Source organism: Planctellipticum variicoloris (assembly GCF_030622045.1).
In the GTDB taxonomy this organism is placed as follows: Bacteria; Planctomycetota; Planctomycetia; order Planctomycetales; family Planctomycetaceae; genus Planctellipticum; species Planctellipticum variicoloris.
In genome coordinates this window covers 527688-546406 of the sequence record NZ_CP130886.1, presented here as the reverse complement: position 1 = coordinate 546406, position 18719 = coordinate 527688, and the positions used below count along the sequence as shown (strand labels likewise).

11 protein-coding genes are annotated in these 18719 nt (G+C 64.4%); 7 read left to right on the top strand and 4 right to left on the bottom strand.

The genetic code is table 11. The features are described 5' to 3' along the window. Positions 1-2: 2 nt before the first annotated feature. The 4 genes from SH412_RS02130 to SH412_RS02115 form a co-directional block, all read right to left on the bottom strand. Entirely contained in the window at positions 3-1346 is a 1344-nt protein-coding gene (locus SH412_RS02130; RefSeq protein ID WP_336521858.1) for an MFS transporter, read from the bottom strand. Positions 1347-1623: 277 nt separating this feature from the next. Further along, positions 1624-2757 carry a mandelate racemase/muconate lactonizing enzyme family protein gene (locus tag SH412_RS02125; protein ID WP_336521857.1) on the bottom strand — a complete coding sequence of 378 codons (1134 nt, stop codon included), beginning with the start codon at positions 2755-2757 and terminating at the stop codon, positions 1624-1626. A gap of 355 nt (positions 2758-3112) precedes the next feature. Further along, entirely contained in the window at positions 3113-4375 is a 1263-nt protein-coding gene (locus tag SH412_RS02120; RefSeq protein ID WP_336521856.1) for a Gfo/Idh/MocA family protein, read from the bottom strand. A 114-nt stretch (positions 4376-4489) separates the two neighbouring features. Continuing rightward, entirely contained in the window at positions 4490-7873 is a 3384-nt protein-coding gene (locus tag SH412_RS02115) for a DUF1553 domain-containing protein (RefSeq protein ID WP_336521855.1), read from the bottom strand. A 244-nt stretch (positions 7874-8117) separates the two neighbouring features. Here SH412_RS02115 and SH412_RS02110 point away from each other — a divergent pair, with 244 nt between their 5' ends. The 7 genes from SH412_RS02110 to SH412_RS02080 all read left to right on the top strand — a co-directional run bounded on the left by SH412_RS02110 (position 8118) and on the right by SH412_RS02080 (position 18653). Next, complete coding sequence (locus SH412_RS02110; RefSeq protein WP_336521854.1) at positions 8118-10895, top strand: WD40 repeat domain-containing protein; 2778 nt, start codon at positions 8118-8120, stop codon at positions 10893-10895. A gap of 89 nt (positions 10896-10984) precedes the next feature. Further along, positions 10985-12088: a DUF2156 domain-containing protein gene (locus tag SH412_RS02105; protein ID WP_336521853.1), complete on the top strand. Its 1104-nt coding sequence runs from the start codon at positions 10985-10987 to the stop codon at positions 12086-12088. A gap of 181 nt (positions 12089-12269) precedes the next feature. Beyond that, positions 12270-13061 carry a 4-hydroxy-tetrahydrodipicolinate reductase gene (dapB, locus tag SH412_RS02100; protein WP_336521852.1) on the top strand — a complete coding sequence of 264 codons (792 nt, stop codon included), beginning with the start codon at positions 12270-12272 and terminating at the stop codon, positions 13059-13061. A 181-nt stretch (positions 13062-13242) separates the two neighbouring features. Next, positions 13243-14274 (top strand): ComEC/Rec2 family competence protein, encoded by a 1032-nt coding sequence (locus SH412_RS02095; protein WP_336521851.1) that lies wholly within the window; start codon positions 13243-13245, stop codon positions 14272-14274. Positions 14275-14307: 33 nt separating this feature from the next. Continuing rightward, on the top strand, positions 14308-15252 hold the full coding sequence (locus SH412_RS02090; RefSeq protein WP_336521850.1) for a ribonuclease H family protein: 945 nt from the start codon (positions 14308-14310) through the stop codon (positions 15250-15252). Between the two features lie 63 nt (positions 15253-15315). Continuing rightward, a complete protein-coding gene (locus tag SH412_RS02085; protein ID WP_336521849.1) occupies positions 15316-15489 on the top strand; it encodes a hypothetical protein in 174 nt (57 codons plus the stop codon). A 281-nt stretch (positions 15490-15770) separates the two neighbouring features. Next, on the top strand, positions 15771-18653 hold the full coding sequence (locus SH412_RS02080; RefSeq protein ID WP_336521848.1) for a fused MFS/spermidine synthase: 2883 nt from the start codon (positions 15771-15773) through the stop codon (positions 18651-18653). Positions 18654-18719: the final 66 nt, after the last annotated feature.

Sequence of the window (18719 nt, the reverse complement as noted above, 5' to 3'; positions counted from 1 at the left end):
CTTCACGCAAGCGACTGCTCAGAAGTATCCAGTGTCTTCGTGCAGTCAATCAGCAGCCAGCAGAAGCCGCTGCCGAAATACATCGCGGCGATCAGGTAGAACAGCGGCGACCAGTTCGTCATCTTCAGCGTTTCCCCCGCCACCGTCTGCGTCGTCGTGAAGGCGTCCAGCAGGTATCCGAAAGCCGGCGGCATGATCACGCCCCCCAGCGTGCCCGCCGTATTGATGATGCTGAACACCGTCGCCGAAAAGCGGCCTCCCAGATCGGTGCAGGTCCCCCACACCGTCGGCTGACTCCAGTCGCTGAAGAACTTCGCCACCCCCAGCATCAGCCCGGCATACAGCGGGTTGGCGAGGGTTGCCATCAGCAGGAGGCAGACGCAGCCGACGATCTTCCCCGTCGCCCCGATCAGACTCCGCGACCACCGCCGGTTCCCCGTCGCACCGATCAGCGTTTCATTCAGCCAGCCGCCGACGATTCCCCCCAACGCCCCGCCCCACAGCGGCAGGCTGACCAGCCAGCCGGTCGACTTGATATCCACGCCGTGAGCCTGCAGGAAGTACGCTCCGATCAGCGAGACGAAGACCACATCCGAGCCGGCATCCAGATACTGCTGCACGACAAACACGCGCAGACTGCGGTTGCGAAACGCCTGCCCCCACGGGAGCACGCCGGTCTGCGGCGCTGCAGCGACCTGGCCGTCTCGAATGATTGACAGCTCGGCCTCGTTGACCTCCGGGTGCTCCTCGGGGGTGTTGCGAAACAGCAGCCCGAACCCGATTCCGAACACAACGCCGCAGCCTGCGAGAACCCACAGCGCCGACTGCCACGTGAATCCGCACCAGCCCATCAGGACCGTCCCCAGCAGGATCGGGGACATCGCTCCGCCGGCCCTCCCGAATGTCGTCGCCACCCAGCCCTGGATCATCGTCCGGCTGCGCAGCGGAAACCACGACCGCGTCACCTTCGTCAATCCCGGGTAACATCCCGCCTGCGCCGCACCAAACAGCGCCCGCAATCCGCCGAGCGCCCACAGATTGCCAGTCAGGCCGAATCCCGCCAGGCATGCCGACCAGAGCACCGCGATGATTGAGAGAAAGCGGTGCGGGCCGAACCGGTCGATGAAGATGCCGCTGGGAATCTGCCCGGCGGCGTAGGTCACATAGAACGCGGCAAAGACCCAGCCCGCCAGCGCGTGATCGAACTGGTATGTATCCTGCAGCTTCGGCCCGACGATGTTCCAGGTGTAGCGATGCAGGTACAGCAGAAACGAACAGCCACAGGCCAGGGCGAACACCCGCCAGCGCACGCCAGTGGGCCGTTCGGGAACTGTGGCGTCGTGCATCGAGTCGGCTCCGGAAGGGGCAGAAGCGAATAGGGAATAGGGAGTCGCCAGAGGAAGAGGGCTTATCGCAGTTCGCTTATCGCGGATCGCCGGAGGAAGACGCCGTCGCAGGACGCCTTCTCTCTGGCTCTCGTCTCTCGACTTCCTTTCGACATTCCGCCTTCGACATTTCCTCTTCACGTCTTGGCGTTCTTCTTAGCGTCTTGGCGTGAAATCTTCTCTCTCCTGTCTCCTCTGCGGCCTCTGCCCACTCTGCGAGAGATCTTCCTCCAGGACTTCACCGGAACTCCACCGGTTGCGGGCAGAACCGCTTCAACTTCTCGCGATCCACGTCGATCCCCAGACCGGGCTTTGTCGGAATCTCCAGCAGGCCCTCGGCGTCGATCCGGAACGGCTCCGTCATGAGCTCTTCGATGTACGCGCAGGGGGTCAGGTACTCGACGTACCGCGCCACCGGAATCGCCGCCGAGAACTGCAGATCCGCCGCCAGTCCCAGCGCGGTATTCCAGCCATGCGGCACGACTTGAATGTTGTGATCGTACGCCATCCAGGCGATCCGGCGCGACTCGCTCAGGCCGCCGTTCTTCGTGCAGTCGGGCTGCAGAATGTCGACCGCCCGCTGCTCGATCCACGGCTGAAAGGCCTGCCGCCGTGTGAGGACTTCGCCCCCGGCGATCGGCACCGGCGAAACCCGGGTCAGCTCGGCGTAGCCCGCGATGTCGTCCGGCGGCAAGGGCTCCTCGAACCAGGTGATCGCATAGTCCGCGAGCATCGAGGCCGTGTTGCGGGCCCAGTTCGTGCCGTGCGGCCAGAACTGCTCGCTCCCGCCGGCGTCGACCATCAGTTCCACACCGTCGCCGACCGTCTGCCGGGCCGTCTTGACCAGCAGTTCGTCAAACTTCCGGTTCCGCCGGCCGAACGGCCGCCAGCCCATCTTGATCGCCTTGAAGCCCCGGCCGACGACGCTCTCCAGCGTCTGCCGCAACCGGTCCGGTTCGTCGAACAGGATCGAGCCATACGGCTTGATCGTCGACCGGTAGTTGCCTCCCAGCAGTCGCGAAACCGGTTGCCCGCAAGCCCGGCCCATCAGATCCCACAGGGCGATGTCCAGCCCGCTGATTGCATGCTCGACCGAACCGCCGCGCCCCTGCCAGAATGAGGATTGTCGCAGTTTTTCCGAGACCCGTTCGGGCTCGACGCCCGATTCCCCCTTGAGCAGCGGCCACAGCAGTTGCACTGCGCCGGTGACCAGGGTCCCCGAGGTGAAGCAGCTCCCGAAGCCAGTCAGCCCGGCATCCGAGCGGATTGAGACCAGCGTATGCAGGTTCTCCTGCGGCTCGTGTCCCTGCGGCCAGCCCCCATCCACCGTGGCCCCGGTCAGCGGGTACACGTCGACAGCAACAATCTTCACGCGGCGCCTTTCTCGTGACAGCTTCCGGTCGAACGCATCGAGTACGCAGAATCCTGCCAGACAACGTCGCGCGGCACAATCGCCGGCCGGCTAGATTCTCTTGGACACAAGAAGGCCCCTGGCCTTCCGAAGGAAGAGAAGACAGGTTTTCACCGAGGCGCAGAGGACGCGGAGAAGAGAAAACGATCGACGGTGAGGACTCAGAGATGCGAATCCCACTTCGGGTCAGGACGGTCGGCCGATCTGTCTTCCATTCGACGTTCCGCCTTCCTCATTCGACATTCCCCTGTCTTCTCTCCGCGGCCTTCGCACTTCTGCGGTAAAAACTGTTTTCTCTATCCCCATCAGCGAGGGCTTACCCCAGCGTCCACGGCGATCGGTAAGGGCGGGACAGCATTGCTGTCGCTTCTTTGTCGCCGGGGATCGTTTCCTGCTGGGGATCCCAGGCGATCTTTCGTCCGAGCCGGATCACCAGGTTTCCCAAGTGGCAGGCGGTCGCCGAGCGATGCCCGATCTCGACGTCGCAGATCGGCAATTCGCGGGACTTGATGCAATCCAGGAAGTTCTGCTGATGGTTCTTGCTGACCGTCAGATGAACGTCGCTTTCCTTGAGCGGTTCCGTGATGATCTCCGCCGGGTTGCTGGTCAGCTTGCCGCGCGTGACGTAGATCTCCCCCTTCTCGCCCTTGAAGGTCACCCCGCCCATGATGTCCTTCTGCTCCTGGCCGACGACCATTTTGGCGCCATTGGCGTAGGTGTAGGTCAGCCGGCAGGTGCTGGAGACTTCGTACCGGTGCGCCGGATCGAACGTCGCCGTCCCTTCGACGGCGACCGGCCCCGAATCGTCCATCCCAAGGCCCCACTGCGCGATGTCGATGTGGTGCGCCCCGAAATTGGTCATCTGCCCGCCCGAGTAGTCCCAGAAAAAGCGGAACAGGTAATGGACGTGCTTGGCGTTGTAGGGCCGCTGCGGCGCCGGGCCGAGCCACAGATCGTAGTCCAGTTCGGCGGGCGGTTCCGAATCCGGTACGGCGTCGCCCGAGAAGTTGCAGCCGGGAATCCCGACCAGGACTTCCTTGATGGCCCCGATTCGGCCCGAACGGACCAGCTCGCACGCCAGCCGGAACTTGTCATCGGAGCGCTGCTGCGAACCGGTCTGCACGATCCGCTTGTTCTCGCGGGCGGCCTGGACCATCTTCCTGCCTTCAGCCACCGTCAACGACAGCGGCTTCTCGCAGTAAACGTCTTTGCCCGCCTGGCAGGCGTGAATCGTCGCCAGCGCGTGCCAATGGTCCGGCGTGGAGACGACTACCGCGTCGATATCCTTTCGCTCCAGCGCCTTCCGGTAGTCGCGATAGCCTTCGCAAGTGATCCCTTTCCCGTTCACCAGCGATACCGCTTTCGCCAGGTGCTTGCTGTCGACGTCGCAGAGCGCCGCGGGAGCCGTCCCGCGGCCCAGGAAGGCATTCAGGTTTGCAGTTCCCTGCCCGCCCACGCCGACGTGCATGGTCACGATCCGCTCGTTCGCCCCGAAGGCGGAGCTGGGGATGATGTACGGCGCGGCAAACGCCGAAGCGGCGGCAGCCAGGAACGTTCGACGGGGCAGTCGCTGAGTCACGGCAAAGTCCTCTCGCAAGGGGCGATGGCAATCAACAGGGAGGATCTCTTGATTCAGGAAGTTCCGAGAGCGCCACGGGCGGGCGAGCCGCCCGTGGCGCTCCATTCTCATTTCCTAAGGAATCACCAGAAATTCTGGCGAATTCAACAGCGCCCAGACGCAGTCTTCGGCCCGCTGACGCCAGTCCGCCGTCAGTCGGGCCGTCGGCGGATCTCCTGCTTCCAGTTCCCGCGCCAGAGCCAGCTTGCGCTCGGTCGCTTCCGGCAGCAGGTGATTCGACCAGGAAACGCCGGTCGTTCGCGGCGGACCCGGTTTCCGGACCTGAGGATTTCCCGGCACGATCCGCTCGTCAAAACCGTCCTTCAAGAGATCGACCATGACGCTCCTCTCGCCGTCCGTCGGCCTGCGGGTCAGAACGTGCAGATACAGAGCGTCGACGTAGGCGTCGGGAGTCGCGGTCTGCAGGGCCAGTTCGGTGAAAACGCTGTCATCGGAGAGCTGTGACGCCCGCCGGCCTGCCAGTCCGTTCGCCAGAATCGCCGGCTGGAGCACCGAGGTTTCCTCGGGACGGACCGAAATCGGATCCGGACGCGACGACCGCCAGCCGAAGGTCTCCAGCACGTTCACGAACGCCTGAGCCGCCGGAAGCGACAGACTCGGCCGGTCGCGCTCGTTGCTCATCGAAGTAAACTGCCAGGCGCGGGTCGGGAATCCCAGGCTGATTGACGACTTGTAGCTCCGGGTGCCGTCAACGTCGATGCTCAGCTCTTCCGTATTGAAGGGCTTAGCCGCCGCGGTAAAGAGGGAGTCAACCACCTGCTCGGCAGACAGCCGGCGGGGTTTCGGACCGGCAAACAGCTCGGCCCGTTCGGGCTTCTCTTCCAGCGTCAGATCCGACTGCCGCTGATAGGTTTGCGACGTCAGGATCAGCCGGGACAGATGCTTGAGGTCGTAGCCGGAGGCGACCAGTTCGCGAGCCAGAAAGTCGAGCAGCTCGGGATGAGACGGTTCGGAGTTTTCCCAGTCGTCGACGGGTTCGACGAGTCCCCGGCCGAGATAGCGCTGCCACATCCGGTTTGCGATCACCTGCGGAAACCGGCGATTGCCGGGGTTGGTGACCCACACGGCAAACTGCTCGCGGCTGTCGTCCGGCTTCTGCATCAGCCCCGCCGCCAGTTCGCCCGAAATCTTGTCGGCGAACGGCCACTCGGGCTCCACCGACTCGCCGGGTTTGAGCGTCACCTTCACGCGACCGGCGGCCAGGCCGGCGTTCCCCGTGGGCACAGTGCTGGTCTTCGGCACCGCCTCCGGCCCCCGTTTCAGCAGGGCGGCCAACTGAAACAGGTCGGACTGTTTGAAGTCGTGATAGGGCGCGTCGTGGCAGCGGGCGCACTTCATTTCCAGCGCCAGAAAGGACTGCGAGATGATGTGGGCCTTGGCGGCCATCGGGGCGTCGTTCTGCGAAGCGGTCGCAAAACCGCCGACGCCGCCGTAGCGGTCACTCCCCTCCATCAGCACCAGCTCTGTGGCGAACCGGTCGAACGGCTTGTTGTCGACGAACGACTCGTGCAGCCACCAGCGGAACGGCCCGGTGTTGTTGAGCGTGGGGTTGACGATGTTCGGGTTCTCGGCGAGCACGTCCTGCCAGTAGGCCACCCAATGGTCAGCCCACTCGGGACTGGCCAGCAGCCGATCGATTAGCCTGGCTCGGTCGAGCGGTTGTCCGCCCAATTTGACTTCCGCGAGCAGTTCCGCGGGTGGAATCCGGCCCCAGACATCCAGGCAGGTACGCCGCAAAAACGACGCGTCGTCCGTCAGCGGCAGCGCAGCCACCTCTTCCTTCTCCAACCTCGCTCCGATGAACCGGTCGATCGGATTTGCGTCGGCGGGCTGACCCGAAACCACAGGCAGTTCCGGGGCCGGCCAGTCCTTGAGAGACTCCCGCGCCAGGTCATGCCGCTGTTCCCAGAACTTCGCGTACTCCCGGCCCGTCTCCAGCCGGCGGAGGCGATTCTGTTCGGCGAGCCAGGTCTCGAACTGCTGAGCGTGTGCCAGCCAGGCCTCGTCGGTCAGCGGCGCCGGCGCTGCGGTCCCCGCCAGGTAGAACATGCGGTCACGCTCGATGGCGATCAGCGACTCGCCCGCTTCGGGCCGACGCTCCTTGCCGCCAAGCTGCATTTCCCAGGTGACGAGGACCGGTTTGCCATCGGATGTGAACTCGAAATCCTGCTCGCGATCGCCGGGCTGGGGAATGCGGATCGACTGCGAGATCTTACTTCCCAGTTCGGGAACCGGGTTGTGCCCGTCCCCTTTCAACGGAGTAAAAGGGATGTCCGCCTGCAACTCGCCGTTGAAATAGACTTTCGACGCCCCGCGCGAGCGGACCATCAGCCGGGACTTTCTCTCGGCCAGCGTCAGCCAGCCGGTCAACCGGACGAATGTTGGATTGCTGCGATCGATCCGGATGCCGTGGGCATTGTATGCGTTGCGAATTCCCGTCAGCGACCAGTCCGGCTGGATATAGTTCTCGACCGGAGCTGGAGTACTGAAATCCCAGTTCCCCTTGTCCGGAACCGGTCCCATCACCTCGACCAGCACGCCCTGCTGCGGCACCGATTCCAGCGGCGTCGCATAGGCCGGCGGACGATGTTCTTCAAACCGCAGAGCCATTCGCTCCGCCGGGACAGCGCTTCGATAAATCGCGACTTCGTCGATTCCACCCTGAAACGTGCTCCCGGCTGACCCACCCATTGAGGAGCCAATCCACAGCTCATCGTCGTCGACCGCGGGGCCGGCCGTCGTCGCGCCACCGTAGTCCCATGTCCCCTGGACCGGTTTGCCGTCGATGTAGCCGCGAATGCTCTCCGGCTTGCCGAAGGTGTAGCTCACCGCCACATGGTGCCAGCTCCCGTCGGTGCTGCAGCCGGTCTTCGAGTTCCAGCGATGCCAGTCCTCGGTCTTCCCCGGTCGATTGCCCGCCTCGCGAAACAGAAAGCTCAGACAGGCCTCGCCGCGCGTCTCAGTCACTCGCAGCCCATAGTTCTGATTGTCATTCGCAACGCCCGGATTTTTTGTCCGACCTTTGCCGAGAATGTAAACCTGCTGACCGGCTCCGAGCTTGGACGGCGAAATCCACGCTTCGAGCGTCAGCGAGTCTCCGGGGCCGAAGTCGAGCGGGCTGTTCTCGCCCGGATCTTTGAGCTTCAGGTACGCTCCACCGCCACCCAGGACAACCGCCGAGTTGTCCGCTTTAAATCGAGGATAGCGCTCCGGCTGCGGCCCCGGTTGCCCCCACTTCACGGCTCCAACCGGCGCCAGCGGACCGAGATCGGCTGCAGAACGGGAATCGGCGTTCAGCCGGGCTTTGGCATCGCCCTCAAACCGCCACCACAGCAACGGCTGATCGGCGGCGACAATTTCATCATAAGGAGCATCAGCGGCAGAGCCGACGGCGGCGGGAATCAGCAGCAGACCGATCAGAGCCAGGCAGCGCAACATGAGGGCAGGTCTCCGGAATCGCCGGGGAGGATGGTTGGACCGTGTAGTGTAACCCATCTCAACCGGCTGAAGCCAGCACCACAGAATTCCGTTCAGGTCCGCACCGCACAACTCCTTCGTCATTTTGCGACTGGCATTTTGCACTTTTCATTCTGCAATGCCCTCAACTTCCGAGTGCTCTCCGTCCCCTGCGCTGGTATCCTGAATCCCGTCCGCCCGCCTCCCTCACCGAGAGACCCCACCGATGTCTCGTGCCTCGCAAATCTGCTGCTGGACGGTGCTGCTCCTGACTGCCGCGGGACCGGCGATCGCCGCCGATCCGCCCGACTTCAACACCGATGTCCTCCCGGTCTTCCGCAAATACTGCAACGGCTGCCACAACGACAAAGACGCCGAAGGGGGTCTGGTTCTGGCCAACTTCGCCGCCACCCTCAAGGGGGGCGACAACGGCGCCACTCTGGTCCCCGGCAGGAGCGGCGACAGCCGGCTGTGGAAAATGCTCGCCGGCAGCCTCGAACCTAAAATGCCCCCCGAGGACCAGCCGGCCCCCAGGCCAGCGGAACTGGCGATCATTCGCGCCTGGATCGACGCCGGCGCGAAGGCCCCCGTCGGCAAGATCGAAGGTCTCGTCACTCCGACCGTCCGACCGACCGCGCCGGTCCGCGAACCGGTCACGTCGCTCGCCCATGCGCCCAACGGTCGCTGGGTCGCCGTCGCCCGGCCGAACGCCATCGAAATCCTCAGCGTCAGCGAGAAGAAGCCAGTCGTGACGCTGACCGGCCACACCGGGGCCATCAACGAGGTCGGCTTCTCCGCCGACAGCGAATGGCTCATCGTCGCCGCGGGCGAAGTGGCTCTCGCCGGCGAAGCCACCCTCTGGAAGACGGCCGACTGGTCCCGCGCAAAGATCTTCCGCGGCCACCGCGACGCCCTCTACTCGGCCCAGCTCAGTCCCGATGGGTCGCTGCTCGCGACCTCCGGTTACGACAAGCAGATCCTGCTCTGGGACGTCGCCACGGGGCAGGAGCAAAAGACCCTCGCCGGACACAATGACGCCGTCTACAGCCTGGCCTTTCATCCCGCCGGCAAGCTGCTGGCCAGTGCCAGCGGGGACCGCACGGTCAAACTCTGGGACGTCGCTTCGGGCGAACGGCTCGACACCTTTTCGCAGCCCGCCAAGGAGCAGGCCACCGTCGCCGCCAGCCCCGACGGCCGGCTGATCGTCGCCGGCGGCGCCGACAACCGCATCCGCGTCTGGGAGATCACTCAGGGAGGTAAGGAAGGAACCAACCCGCTCCGCTACGCCCGCTTCGCTCACGAAGGCCCCATCCTCCGCATCGCGTTCTCCCCCGACGGCAAACTGCTTGCGTCGTCTTCCGAAGACCGCCGGATCAAGCTCTGGGAAACCGCCTCGTTTACGCAGGTCGCAGTCCTCGACCGCCAGTCCGACTGGGCCGCCGCCCTCTGCTTCTCCCCCGACAACCACCGGCTCTACATCGGCCGGATGAACGGCGAACTGGAAATCGTCTCGGTCGATCCCCGCTGGGCCGACTCGAAATCCAGCCTCAAACGCCTGACCGAGGGCTCCATCGCCTTGATCCCCGCCAGCGACCGTCCCCTGCAGGAAGTCGCCGAACAGGAACCGAACGACACCCCCACCCAAACCCAGTTGCTGGAACTGCCGGCGACAGTGAATGGCACATTCGCCGCGACCGCCGCAGGCGACCCCGATCTCTACCGGATCGACGTCAAAGCCGGCGAGTCCTGGATCGTCGAAACCAACGCCGCCCGCAACAAATCGAACGCCGACACGCGGATCGAGATCCTCCACGCCGACGGCGCCCCGGTCCTGCGGGCGCTGCTGCAGGCGGTCCGCGATTCGTGGATCAACTTCCGTCCGATCGACTCCAGCCAGGCCGACGTCCGCCTGGAATTCTGGGAAGAAATGGACCTGAACCAGTTCCTCTATATGAACGGCGAAGTCGGCAAGACGTTTCGCGCCCCCCAGGGGCCAGACTCCGGTTACCAGCTCTACCTCAACGGCGGCAAGCGACGCTGTTACTTTGATACGACCGCGGTGGCGCACGCCAAGGACGAACCCGCCTACATCGTCGAGGCCTATCCCCCCGGCTCGGGCATCGTCGACAACGGCCTGCCGGTCTTTCCGCTCTACTTCGCCAATGACGACGACGACGAACGCGAGCTCGGCAGCGACTCCCGCCTGACCTTCACCGCCCCGCAGGACGGCGCCTACCTGGTCCGCGTGACCGACAGCCGCGGCTTCGGCGGCGACGGCTTCACCTATGCCCTGACCGTTCGACCGCCGAAACCCGACTTCAACGTTTCGATCGGCACGAAGAACCCGAAGATCCCCGCCGGGAGCGGCCAGCGGCTCTCGTTCAGCGTCGACCGGATCGACGGCTTCGATGGCGACATCCAGCTCGAAATCACGGGGCTTCCCGCCGGCTTCACTGCCGAGACTCCGGTCCTGATCCCCGCCGGGCATCTGGAAACCCGCAGCGCCCTCCACGCGGACGGCTGGGCCATGCAGCCCAGCGAGCAGGAATGGTCTCGCGTCGAAGTCACCGCCACCGCGGTCGTTCGCGGCCAGACGGTCCGCAAGCCGCTCGGCAACCTCGGCGAAATCAAGCTGGAGAAACCGGCGACGATCCGCGTCTTCCTGCAACCGGACGACTCGCGGTATCAGACGCCGGACGGCGGGCTGGTCATCGCGCCGGGAACGACGATCACGGCCCTGATCCGCGTCGAACGGCACGGGTTCGACGGCGACGTGAAATTCGACGTCGATAACCTTCCCCACGGCGTCATCGTCGATAACATCGGCCTGTCGGGGGTGCTCGTCCGGGCGAAAGAGACCGAACGGCAGATTTTCCTCACGGCCCGACCCTGGGTTCCCGCCACCGAACGGCTGATCCACGCCGTCGCCCAGACCCAGGGCAATCAGGTCACTCCCCCGATCCGGCTGACGATCCGCGGCACAACGGAACTGGCCGGCCCGTAGGCCGCGCTCCCTGCGTTCTTTTCTAAACTCTCCGAAACGTCGAGGCTGAAACCTCTGTCCCGATCTCCGCTCAGGATTAAAATGTCGGCGTGACCATCCCGCCGCCTTCCCCCGCTGAGCCCGGCCGCCTCGAAGCGATGGCTTATGCGCACGGACTGACCAGCGACGCCTACCTGGCCGTCGAGCCTTGGCGCCAGACGTTTTGGGGCAGTCATGGTGGCGCCATCGCGTACGCCCGAGTCGGCCCTTACCTCAAGGCAGTCGGCTCCCTGCTGGCCCCCGTCGGCGAGCGAGACCAGCTCCTGGCGGAATTCCTCGACACCGTCCACACCCGACGGCAGACCATTAGTTTCTTCAATGTGATTCCGGGAGAAGTCGATCGTTTTCGCCGACAGGGCTTTACTGTCGTTAAATGGGGGGAAGAAGCTCTCCTCGATTTGCCCGGCTGGACTCCTGCCGGCTCGGCCTGTGCCTGGCTCCGCCGGCAGCGGCGGCATGTCGCCCGGCATGACGTTGTCGCCGAAGAGCTGACCGCCGACCGGCTGACCGCGCCGGTTCGCCGGGAATTGGCCGAGGTTTGCGCCGCAAGCCTGCGGCTGAAACCTCAGTGGGCCGATATGCGTTTTTTCGAAGGATTGCCCGAGTTCGACCGGCCGGGCCGGCGGCGGATCTTTGTCGCCCGACGGGAATCCGGAGCAGGTCGGATCGATGCGGTCGTCGTTGCCAACCCGTACTCCGACGGGAAAGGCTGGGGACTGGAACTGTATCGCCACCGCCCGGATGCCATCCGGGGAGCCGTCCCCTCGACAATGCTCTTCGCGATCGACCGGTTCCGCGAGGAGGGAGTCCGTCAGGTCTCGCTCTGCCTCTCTCCCGGACGAGGCTGTGGAACCGTCGATGAAACCGGCGACTGGCTGGCCCATCAGGCGATGCGGCTCGGGTCCAGCCGGTTCAACGTCATGTTCGATCCGCACGGGCTCTACCACTTCAAGAGCCGGTTCCGTCCGCGGTTCGAGCCGCGCTACGTCTGCGTCTGGCCCCGAGTCACCCTCGGTTCGCTCCTCTCCACCGGCTGGCTGTGGGGAATCTGGAAGGTCTCCCCGTGGCGGCTGGGACGCGTCATCGCGCGGCGACTGCAGGCCGCGAGCGCGCGGCGGAGCCTGGAGCGACTGGGTACGGCGGCAAGGCACTGACGGCTCGAGATCGCCCGGCGTTACCCTGCAGGCCAATCGGTAGACGCCAGGACGCTGCTCGCCCGGCACGAGTCTGCCCTATGCCGGCGATTCTCTATTCTCTGCTCCCAGAGGGCGGTACGATCAGGACGCTGACGGGACTGTCAATCATCAACGATCGGGCGAGTGAGGGAGAGCGGCCGTGTTAAAGGTGGGTGTGAACGGGGCGGCCGGGCGGATGGGGCAGCGAGTCGTCGCGCTCGCGGTTCAGGATCACGGCCTGAAAGTCGTGGCTGCGTACGAGGCTGAGAACAGTCCCCGGCTCGGTCAGGACGCGGGCGTGCTGGCCGGGATCGGACCGATCGGTGTCCTGGTGACGAGTGACGTCGGCGAAGCGCCGGATGTGATCATCGACTTCTCCGTCCCCGACGGAGCAGTGCGGATCGCCGGAATTTGCGAAGCCCGCCGGATCCCGCTGGTTGTTGCGACGACCGGACTGAGCGCCGAGCAGAAGGACGTGATTCTGACCGCGTCGCAGGTGGCGCCGGTGCTGATGGCCCCCAGCATGAGCCTGTCGGTCAACATCGCCATGAAGCTTGTCGCGGAGGCGGGGCGCGTGCTGCGAGATCAACCCAACGGCGTGGACGTTGAGATCATCGAGCGGCATCACCGCTACAAGGAAGACGCCCCCAGCGGCACGGCCCTGAAATTCGGCGAAATCGTCGCCGGGGTGATGGGGCAGACCGAGCATATTCACGGGCGGCACGGCCGACCGGGGAAGCGGCCGCCAACCGAAATCGCCTACCACGCACTGCGGGTGGGGGACAATGTCGGGGAGCACACGATCGTCTTCGGCATGCCGGGAGAAACCCTGGAAGTCACGGTCCGGGGGCAGTCGCGCGACAGTTACGCGGTCGGCGCCCTGACCGCGGCCAAGTACATCGTCACCAAGTCCGCCGGCCTGTACTCGATGAACGACGCCCTCGGCTTGTAGAAGCGAGCGGAAGGCTAAAGGCGGAGAGCTGAAAGCCAGAGGCCGATCTGGAATTCCCATCAACGTCCGTGAATCGCAGGCCATTTAAGTCGGCAAGTATTGTCGTTGCCATCAACTCGTATTCCCTTTCATGCTGGCTTTCCGCTGATTGCTTTCCGCATTTCGCTCTCAGGAGTTCATCATGCTGCGTGTTCTGCTGGCGGTTCTGTTGTTGAATGGAGCGGTCACGGCGGCGACCGCCGGGGACCGGCTCGACATCTATTTCATTGATGTCGAAGGGGGGGCGGCCACATTGATCGTCACCCCCGCCGGCGAGTCGATGCTCATCGATTCCGGCTACCCCGACTATGGCGGTCGGGACCGGGACCGGATCATTCGCGTCGCGAAAGACGTCGCGAAACTGGACCATCTCGATCACGCCGTCGTGTCACACTGGCACCTTGATCATTTCGGAAATCACGCGGCACTGGCCGCGCCCCTGAAGATCCGCAACTTCTGGGATCGTGGAATTCCGGAACGGCTGGAAGAAGACGCCAAGTTCCCCGAGCGGATCGCCCTGTATCGCGCGGCCTCGCAGAACCAGTCGAAAGCGCTCAAAGCGGGCGAACTGCTGCCGCTGAAATCGGGAACGACGCCGCTCACATGCAAAGTTGTGACCGCCAGCGGCGAAGTGATCCCCAACGCAGGACCGGCGAATCCGTTCGCCGACCGTCACAAGCCGCAGGCCGATGACCCGTCCGACAACGCGCGGAGCATCAGCCTGCTGCTGGGATTCGGCAAGTTCCGCTTCCTCTGCTGCGGCGATCTGACCTGGAATACTGAAGCGAAACTGATGACGCCGAACAATCCGATCGGCCAGGTCGACCTGTTCATGGTGACGCATCACGGTCTGGAAGTGAGCAATAACCCGGTGCTGGTTCTGGCGATCGATCCGCGGGTCGCCGTGTTCTGCAACGGGCCGACCAAGGGGGGGCACGAGACCGTGCTGACGACGTTGCGGGAAGGGAAGTCCTTGCAGGACATCTATCAGCTTCACCGCAACGTGAAACTGGCCGCCGACCAGCAGGCGCCGGCGGAATTTATCGCCAACCAGGAGGACACGAACTCCTGCAAGGGAACTTGGGTGAAGGCCTCGGTGGCGCCGGACGGGAGCGAATATACCGTGCAGATCGGCCCCGAAGGGAAGCCTCGAAAGTACAAGACCCGCAGCTGAACCGCGACCTTTCCGTCAGGATGACGAATCCCTATGCCACTGCTGATCGGAATCGATGAAGCCGGACTGGGGCCGAATCTCGGTCCGCTCGTGGTGGCTGCGACGGTCTGGGAAGTTCCCGGTCCGCCGGCGGACGCGGATTTCTGGGGGACGTTCGCCGACGTTCTGACGAATTCCCCGACCTGTAACGACCGACGGCTGCACGTCGCCGATTCCAAGGCGGTCTATAAACCACCGCGGGAACTCGGTCCGCTGGAGCGGAGCGTCCAGACGCTGCTGCGACTGGGCGGCGTTGAGGCAGGGACGCTAGGCACTCTGATTTCAGCACTGTTGCCCTCCGCGGAGGAATTCCCGCAGTCGTCGCCGTGGGGCCAGACCGCAGCTCCAGTTCCGGCGGCGTGGGTTCCCGACGTCGATGCAGAACTGCTTCAGCAGTGGCGGGACACGTGCGGGGAAACCGGCTGGAGGCTCAAACGGGTCTGTGCGGCGGTCGTGATCCCGGAGGAGTTCAACCGGAGGATCGCACGCTGGGAAAACAAGTCGTCCGCGTCGTCGGAAGTCCATTTCGAAGTTCTCCGCAGCGTGTGGCCGCGGGACGGACGGGAGCCCGCCCTCGTTGTCAGCGACAAGCACGGCGGACGCAATCGTTATGGCGATCTGCTGACCGATCTGGCGGACGGGGAGCTCGTCACCTGCCTGCGCGAGTCGGCAACGTGCAGTGAATATCGGCTGGGGAAGTCGACGTTCCGCTTTCAGCCGCGGGCGGAGGAACACGGGCCGGTCGCGCTGGCCTCGATGGTTGCCAAGTACCTGCGGGAGCTGGCGATGCACCAGTTCAACGGATTCTGGAAACAGTACGTCCCGGACTTGAAACCGACTCAGGGGTATCCCGTGGATGCCCAGCGGTTCCGACGGGACATCGCCGCAGCCCAGGCGACGCTGGGAATTTCGGACGACGTGCTGTGGCGATGCCGGTGATCCGGCGACCGACTGATGACGTTGTTCTGCAGAGAGTTCTCACGTGAAAAGGAAGCGTCCGTCATGAATAACCCGGAGTATTTCGTCGGCTGGGGCACGCTCTGTCTGATCAACGCGGGCCTCGCCCAGGGGAAGAATCGCAGCGGGCTCGGCTGGTTCCTGCTGTCGCTGCTGCTGGGTCCGATCGCCACCTTCCTGCTGCTGCTGGTTCGGAAACTTCCGGAAGAGCGGTACTGAAGGCGAACGTGATCCCGCCGCGTCCCAGGAAACTTCAGAGTTTCGCAGCAGGTCGAGTCGGCGAGGCTCACCCCTGCGGTGGTAAGTTGCGGTGAGCCTCGCGGACTCGACTCACCCTACCGCTGGCTCAGGCCAACCTGAACGTCGTAGGAAGCAGCCATCGCGGTTTGCCTGCTCCCCAGAGGTCGGCGGGCGTGGTATCTTCGCGGAACAGCGAATGAACCACCTCTCATTTCCCGATTCCGCCGGGCTGCCGCGCGGGTCGCCTCCGGGAGCCCCGCATGACCTCCAGTTCGACCGGCGAACACGACGACTCAGCCTGGGAACCCGAGCCCGCAAAGCCGGCTGCCGGCAGTGGCAACGGCGAGACCTACAAGCTCGCCGGCGGTTACACCGGCTCCGACATCGTGATCACGCCGATGCCGGTCATGGCGCCCCCCGAGCCCCGGAAATCGGCATTGAGGAAGAAGAGTCGGCGGGGGGACTTCTGGCCGTTGATGGGCTTCAATCTGCTGGTCTTCGTCTCCAGCGTCTGCGTGATGACGCTCGAGCTGACGGCCTCCCGGCTGGTGGGCAAGCACGTCGGAAGTTCTCTCTACACCTGGACTTCCGTCATTGGCGTGGTACTGGCGGGGATTACCGTCGGCAACTATCTCGGCGGCTACATCGCCGATCGCGTCGACCGCCGCAAAGCCCTGAGCTGGATGTTTCTGATTTCCAGCATGCTCTGCGCCGCAATTCTGTGGATCGACCTGCAAATCGCGGGGATTCCGCGGCCGGAGAGTTTCAGTTGGCCGATGTGGGTGCTGACAATCGTGGCAGCGCTGTTCCTGCTGCCGTCGATCGCCCTGGGGGCGGCGTCGCCGCTGGTCGCCAGCATGGCGATCTCGCGAAGTTCGAAGACTGGAATCACCGTCGGAAATGTCTACGCCTGGGGCGCGCTCGGTTCCATTGTCGGCACCTTTCTGACAGGTTTTTACCTGATCGATGCCTGGGGAACCCGTTCGATCATCGGCTGGACCTCCGCGGTGCTGGCCATGCTGGGCGTGATTGTCGCCAGCGGCCAGTGGGTCTTTCGCACGGCCGTCGTGCTGGGCTGGCTGCAGACGCTGGGACTGCTGGTGCTGGCGACGATCGGCAGCGGCGATCTGTTTGCCGGCGTCGTCGAACGCCTGGCCGGGCCGCCAGCGGTCGACGACGATGCTCCCGGCGAATGGCGGCAGTTCGCACGGGCGGTCGGGGAGAAATTTCACGAGTTCGGGCTGCTGCTCAAACTGCGCGACGATTCGCCGGGACGCTACTACGACGAGAGCCAGTACTCGTACCTGGAAGTGGGGGACGACTACGTTAACGACGCTCCCGTGAAGTACCTCCGACTCGATAAACTGATTCACAGCTACTATAACCCGGAAGAACCGACGGCCCTGTACTACGAATACGAGCAGGTCTACGCCGCGGTGACCAAACGCGTGGCGGGATCGCCCGGCCCGGTCACGGCGCCGCTGGCCCAGTTTCCCGGCTCGGCAGAACTGCTGGCAAAGCTGCCGGCGGGAGTCATCTGGGACGAGGCGACCGGCGTGCTGCGGGTCGAACGCCCGTCGGAACAGCTCTTCGAGCAGCTCTCAGCGATCTCGCCGGATGCTCCGTTCTGGGATGTGCTGAACCGGCTGGAACGGGAGACGACGCGGCCTTCGTGGGGCGGCTTCACTGCGCTGCCGCTCGACGGGCTGCCGGGTGGCTTCACCTGGCCGTCCGATCTGGAGCCGGAACTCCGGTACGACGAATTGCTGCACACGATTACGGCCCGCCAGCCGGTCACGAAGGCGATCCGCGACCGGCTCGTCGGATTGACGGCCACCGCCCCCTGGCAGCGTGCCATCCAGAAGTTGCGATTGGAGTCGGGCCGAGTCAATGCGCTGTTCCTCGGCGGCGGAGGCTTCATTTTTCCGCGGTGGGTGCTGGAACACTTTCCCGGTAGCGAACATCTCGATGTCGCCGAGCTGGATCCAGCCGTCCTGAAGGCCGTGATTTCGCAGTTCGGCTTCACCCCGGCAGACCAGGAACGAATCACCACGACGATCGGGGACGCCCGGAACTTCGTGGAAGACCGCTACCGGCAGAACGAACGACTGCTGCGCGACGGGCATGCTCCGGTCCTCTATGACTTTATCTACGGCGACGCCTTCAACGACTTCGGCATCCCCTGGCACCTCGCGACGAAGGAATTCACCGAACGACTTCGCAGCCTCCTGTCGGAGCGCGGCGTCTTTCAGGCGAACATTATTGAGATCTATCCCCGGACTGAATTTCCCGGCGGTCTGGTCGAAACTTCCCAGGTCGTCTATCCCGGGATCCTGCCAGGACGGTTTCAGAAGCAGAACGGCGCCGAGTTCGTCAGCGCCGAGCTCCTTCCGGAATTGACCAGGCTATCGACGTCCGCCGCCGACGGAGTCGGATCGACGCTGACCTGGCGCGGGCCGATGTCCAACGCGCTGCGCGATGCGCTGCACGGACTCGACGACGCGAATGTCGCCTGGAAGGACGCGATCGACGATCTCTGGAAACAATCGCACCAGCGACGGGTCTTTGAGGGGACAATTCCCGAGGGACTGCTCCCGGAGTCGGTGCCCGTCGAGTCCTGGATGCCCTGCCCGGGGAAGTTTGAGGGGGTCGAAATCTGGAAGCGCGACGACGGACGATACGTCGTGGCGGTTCGCGGCGGCATGACTTCGGAACTGCGCGATCGACTCTTGCACCTGGCCCCCGCGGATCCTGCGTGGCTGATCGCGATCGACGATCTCGACCGGCGTTCGCATCGTCCCGAGGCGGGCGGACAGTTTCTCGGGCGTTACACGGCCACCTGCGCCGCGCTGTTTCCGAATCTGTATCTCTTCAGCACGTCGCAGCAGCAGCCTGGAAACGATCGCGACACATTCGTGCTGGTCTGTTCCAACCAGCCGCTGGATCTCGACCGGCTGGAGGAAACTGGCGAGTGGAACCATCCGCCCTTCGCGTCACTGGAAACTCGCGCCGCTGGACAGCCGCCGGCGATCTCCGGGCACATGGCTGCGGTGCTGGAGCTGTCGCAGGACCAGATCCTGACCGACGATTTCGCACCGGTCGATACGCTGCTGAAGCCGGTCTTTACGCAGCAGGACGACTGAGCCGCCAGCGCGGACCGATGACAAACGACAACGCCCACGGAATCCCGTGGGCGTTGTCGTTGGATG

Bases quoted from the DNA above. Each gene is read 5' to 3' on its own strand.
- SH412_RS02130 (WP_336521858.1), bottom strand. From the start codon at position 1,346: ATGCACGACGCCACAGTTCCCGAACGGCCCACTGGCGTGCGCTGGCGG.
- SH412_RS02115 (WP_336521855.1), bottom strand. From the start codon at position 7,873: ATGTTGCGCTGCCTGGCTCTGATCGGTCTGCTGCTGATTCCCGCCGCC.
- SH412_RS02110 (WP_336521854.1), top strand. From the start codon at position 8,118: ATGTCTCGTGCCTCGCAAATCTGCTGCTGGACGGTGCTGCTCCTGACT.
- SH412_RS02095 (WP_336521851.1), top strand. From the start codon at position 13,243: ATGCTGCGTGTTCTGCTGGCGGTTCTGTTGTTGAATGGAGCGGTCACG.
- SH412_RS02090 (WP_336521850.1), top strand. From the start codon at position 14,308: ATGCCACTGCTGATCGGAATCGATGAAGCCGGACTGGGGCCGAATCTC.
- SH412_RS02085 (WP_336521849.1), top strand. From the start codon at position 15,316: ATGAATAACCCGGAGTATTTCGTCGGCTGGGGCACGCTCTGTCTGATC.
- SH412_RS02080 (WP_336521848.1), top strand. From the start codon at position 15,771: ATGACCTCCAGTTCGACCGGCGAACACGACGACTCAGCCTGGGAACCC.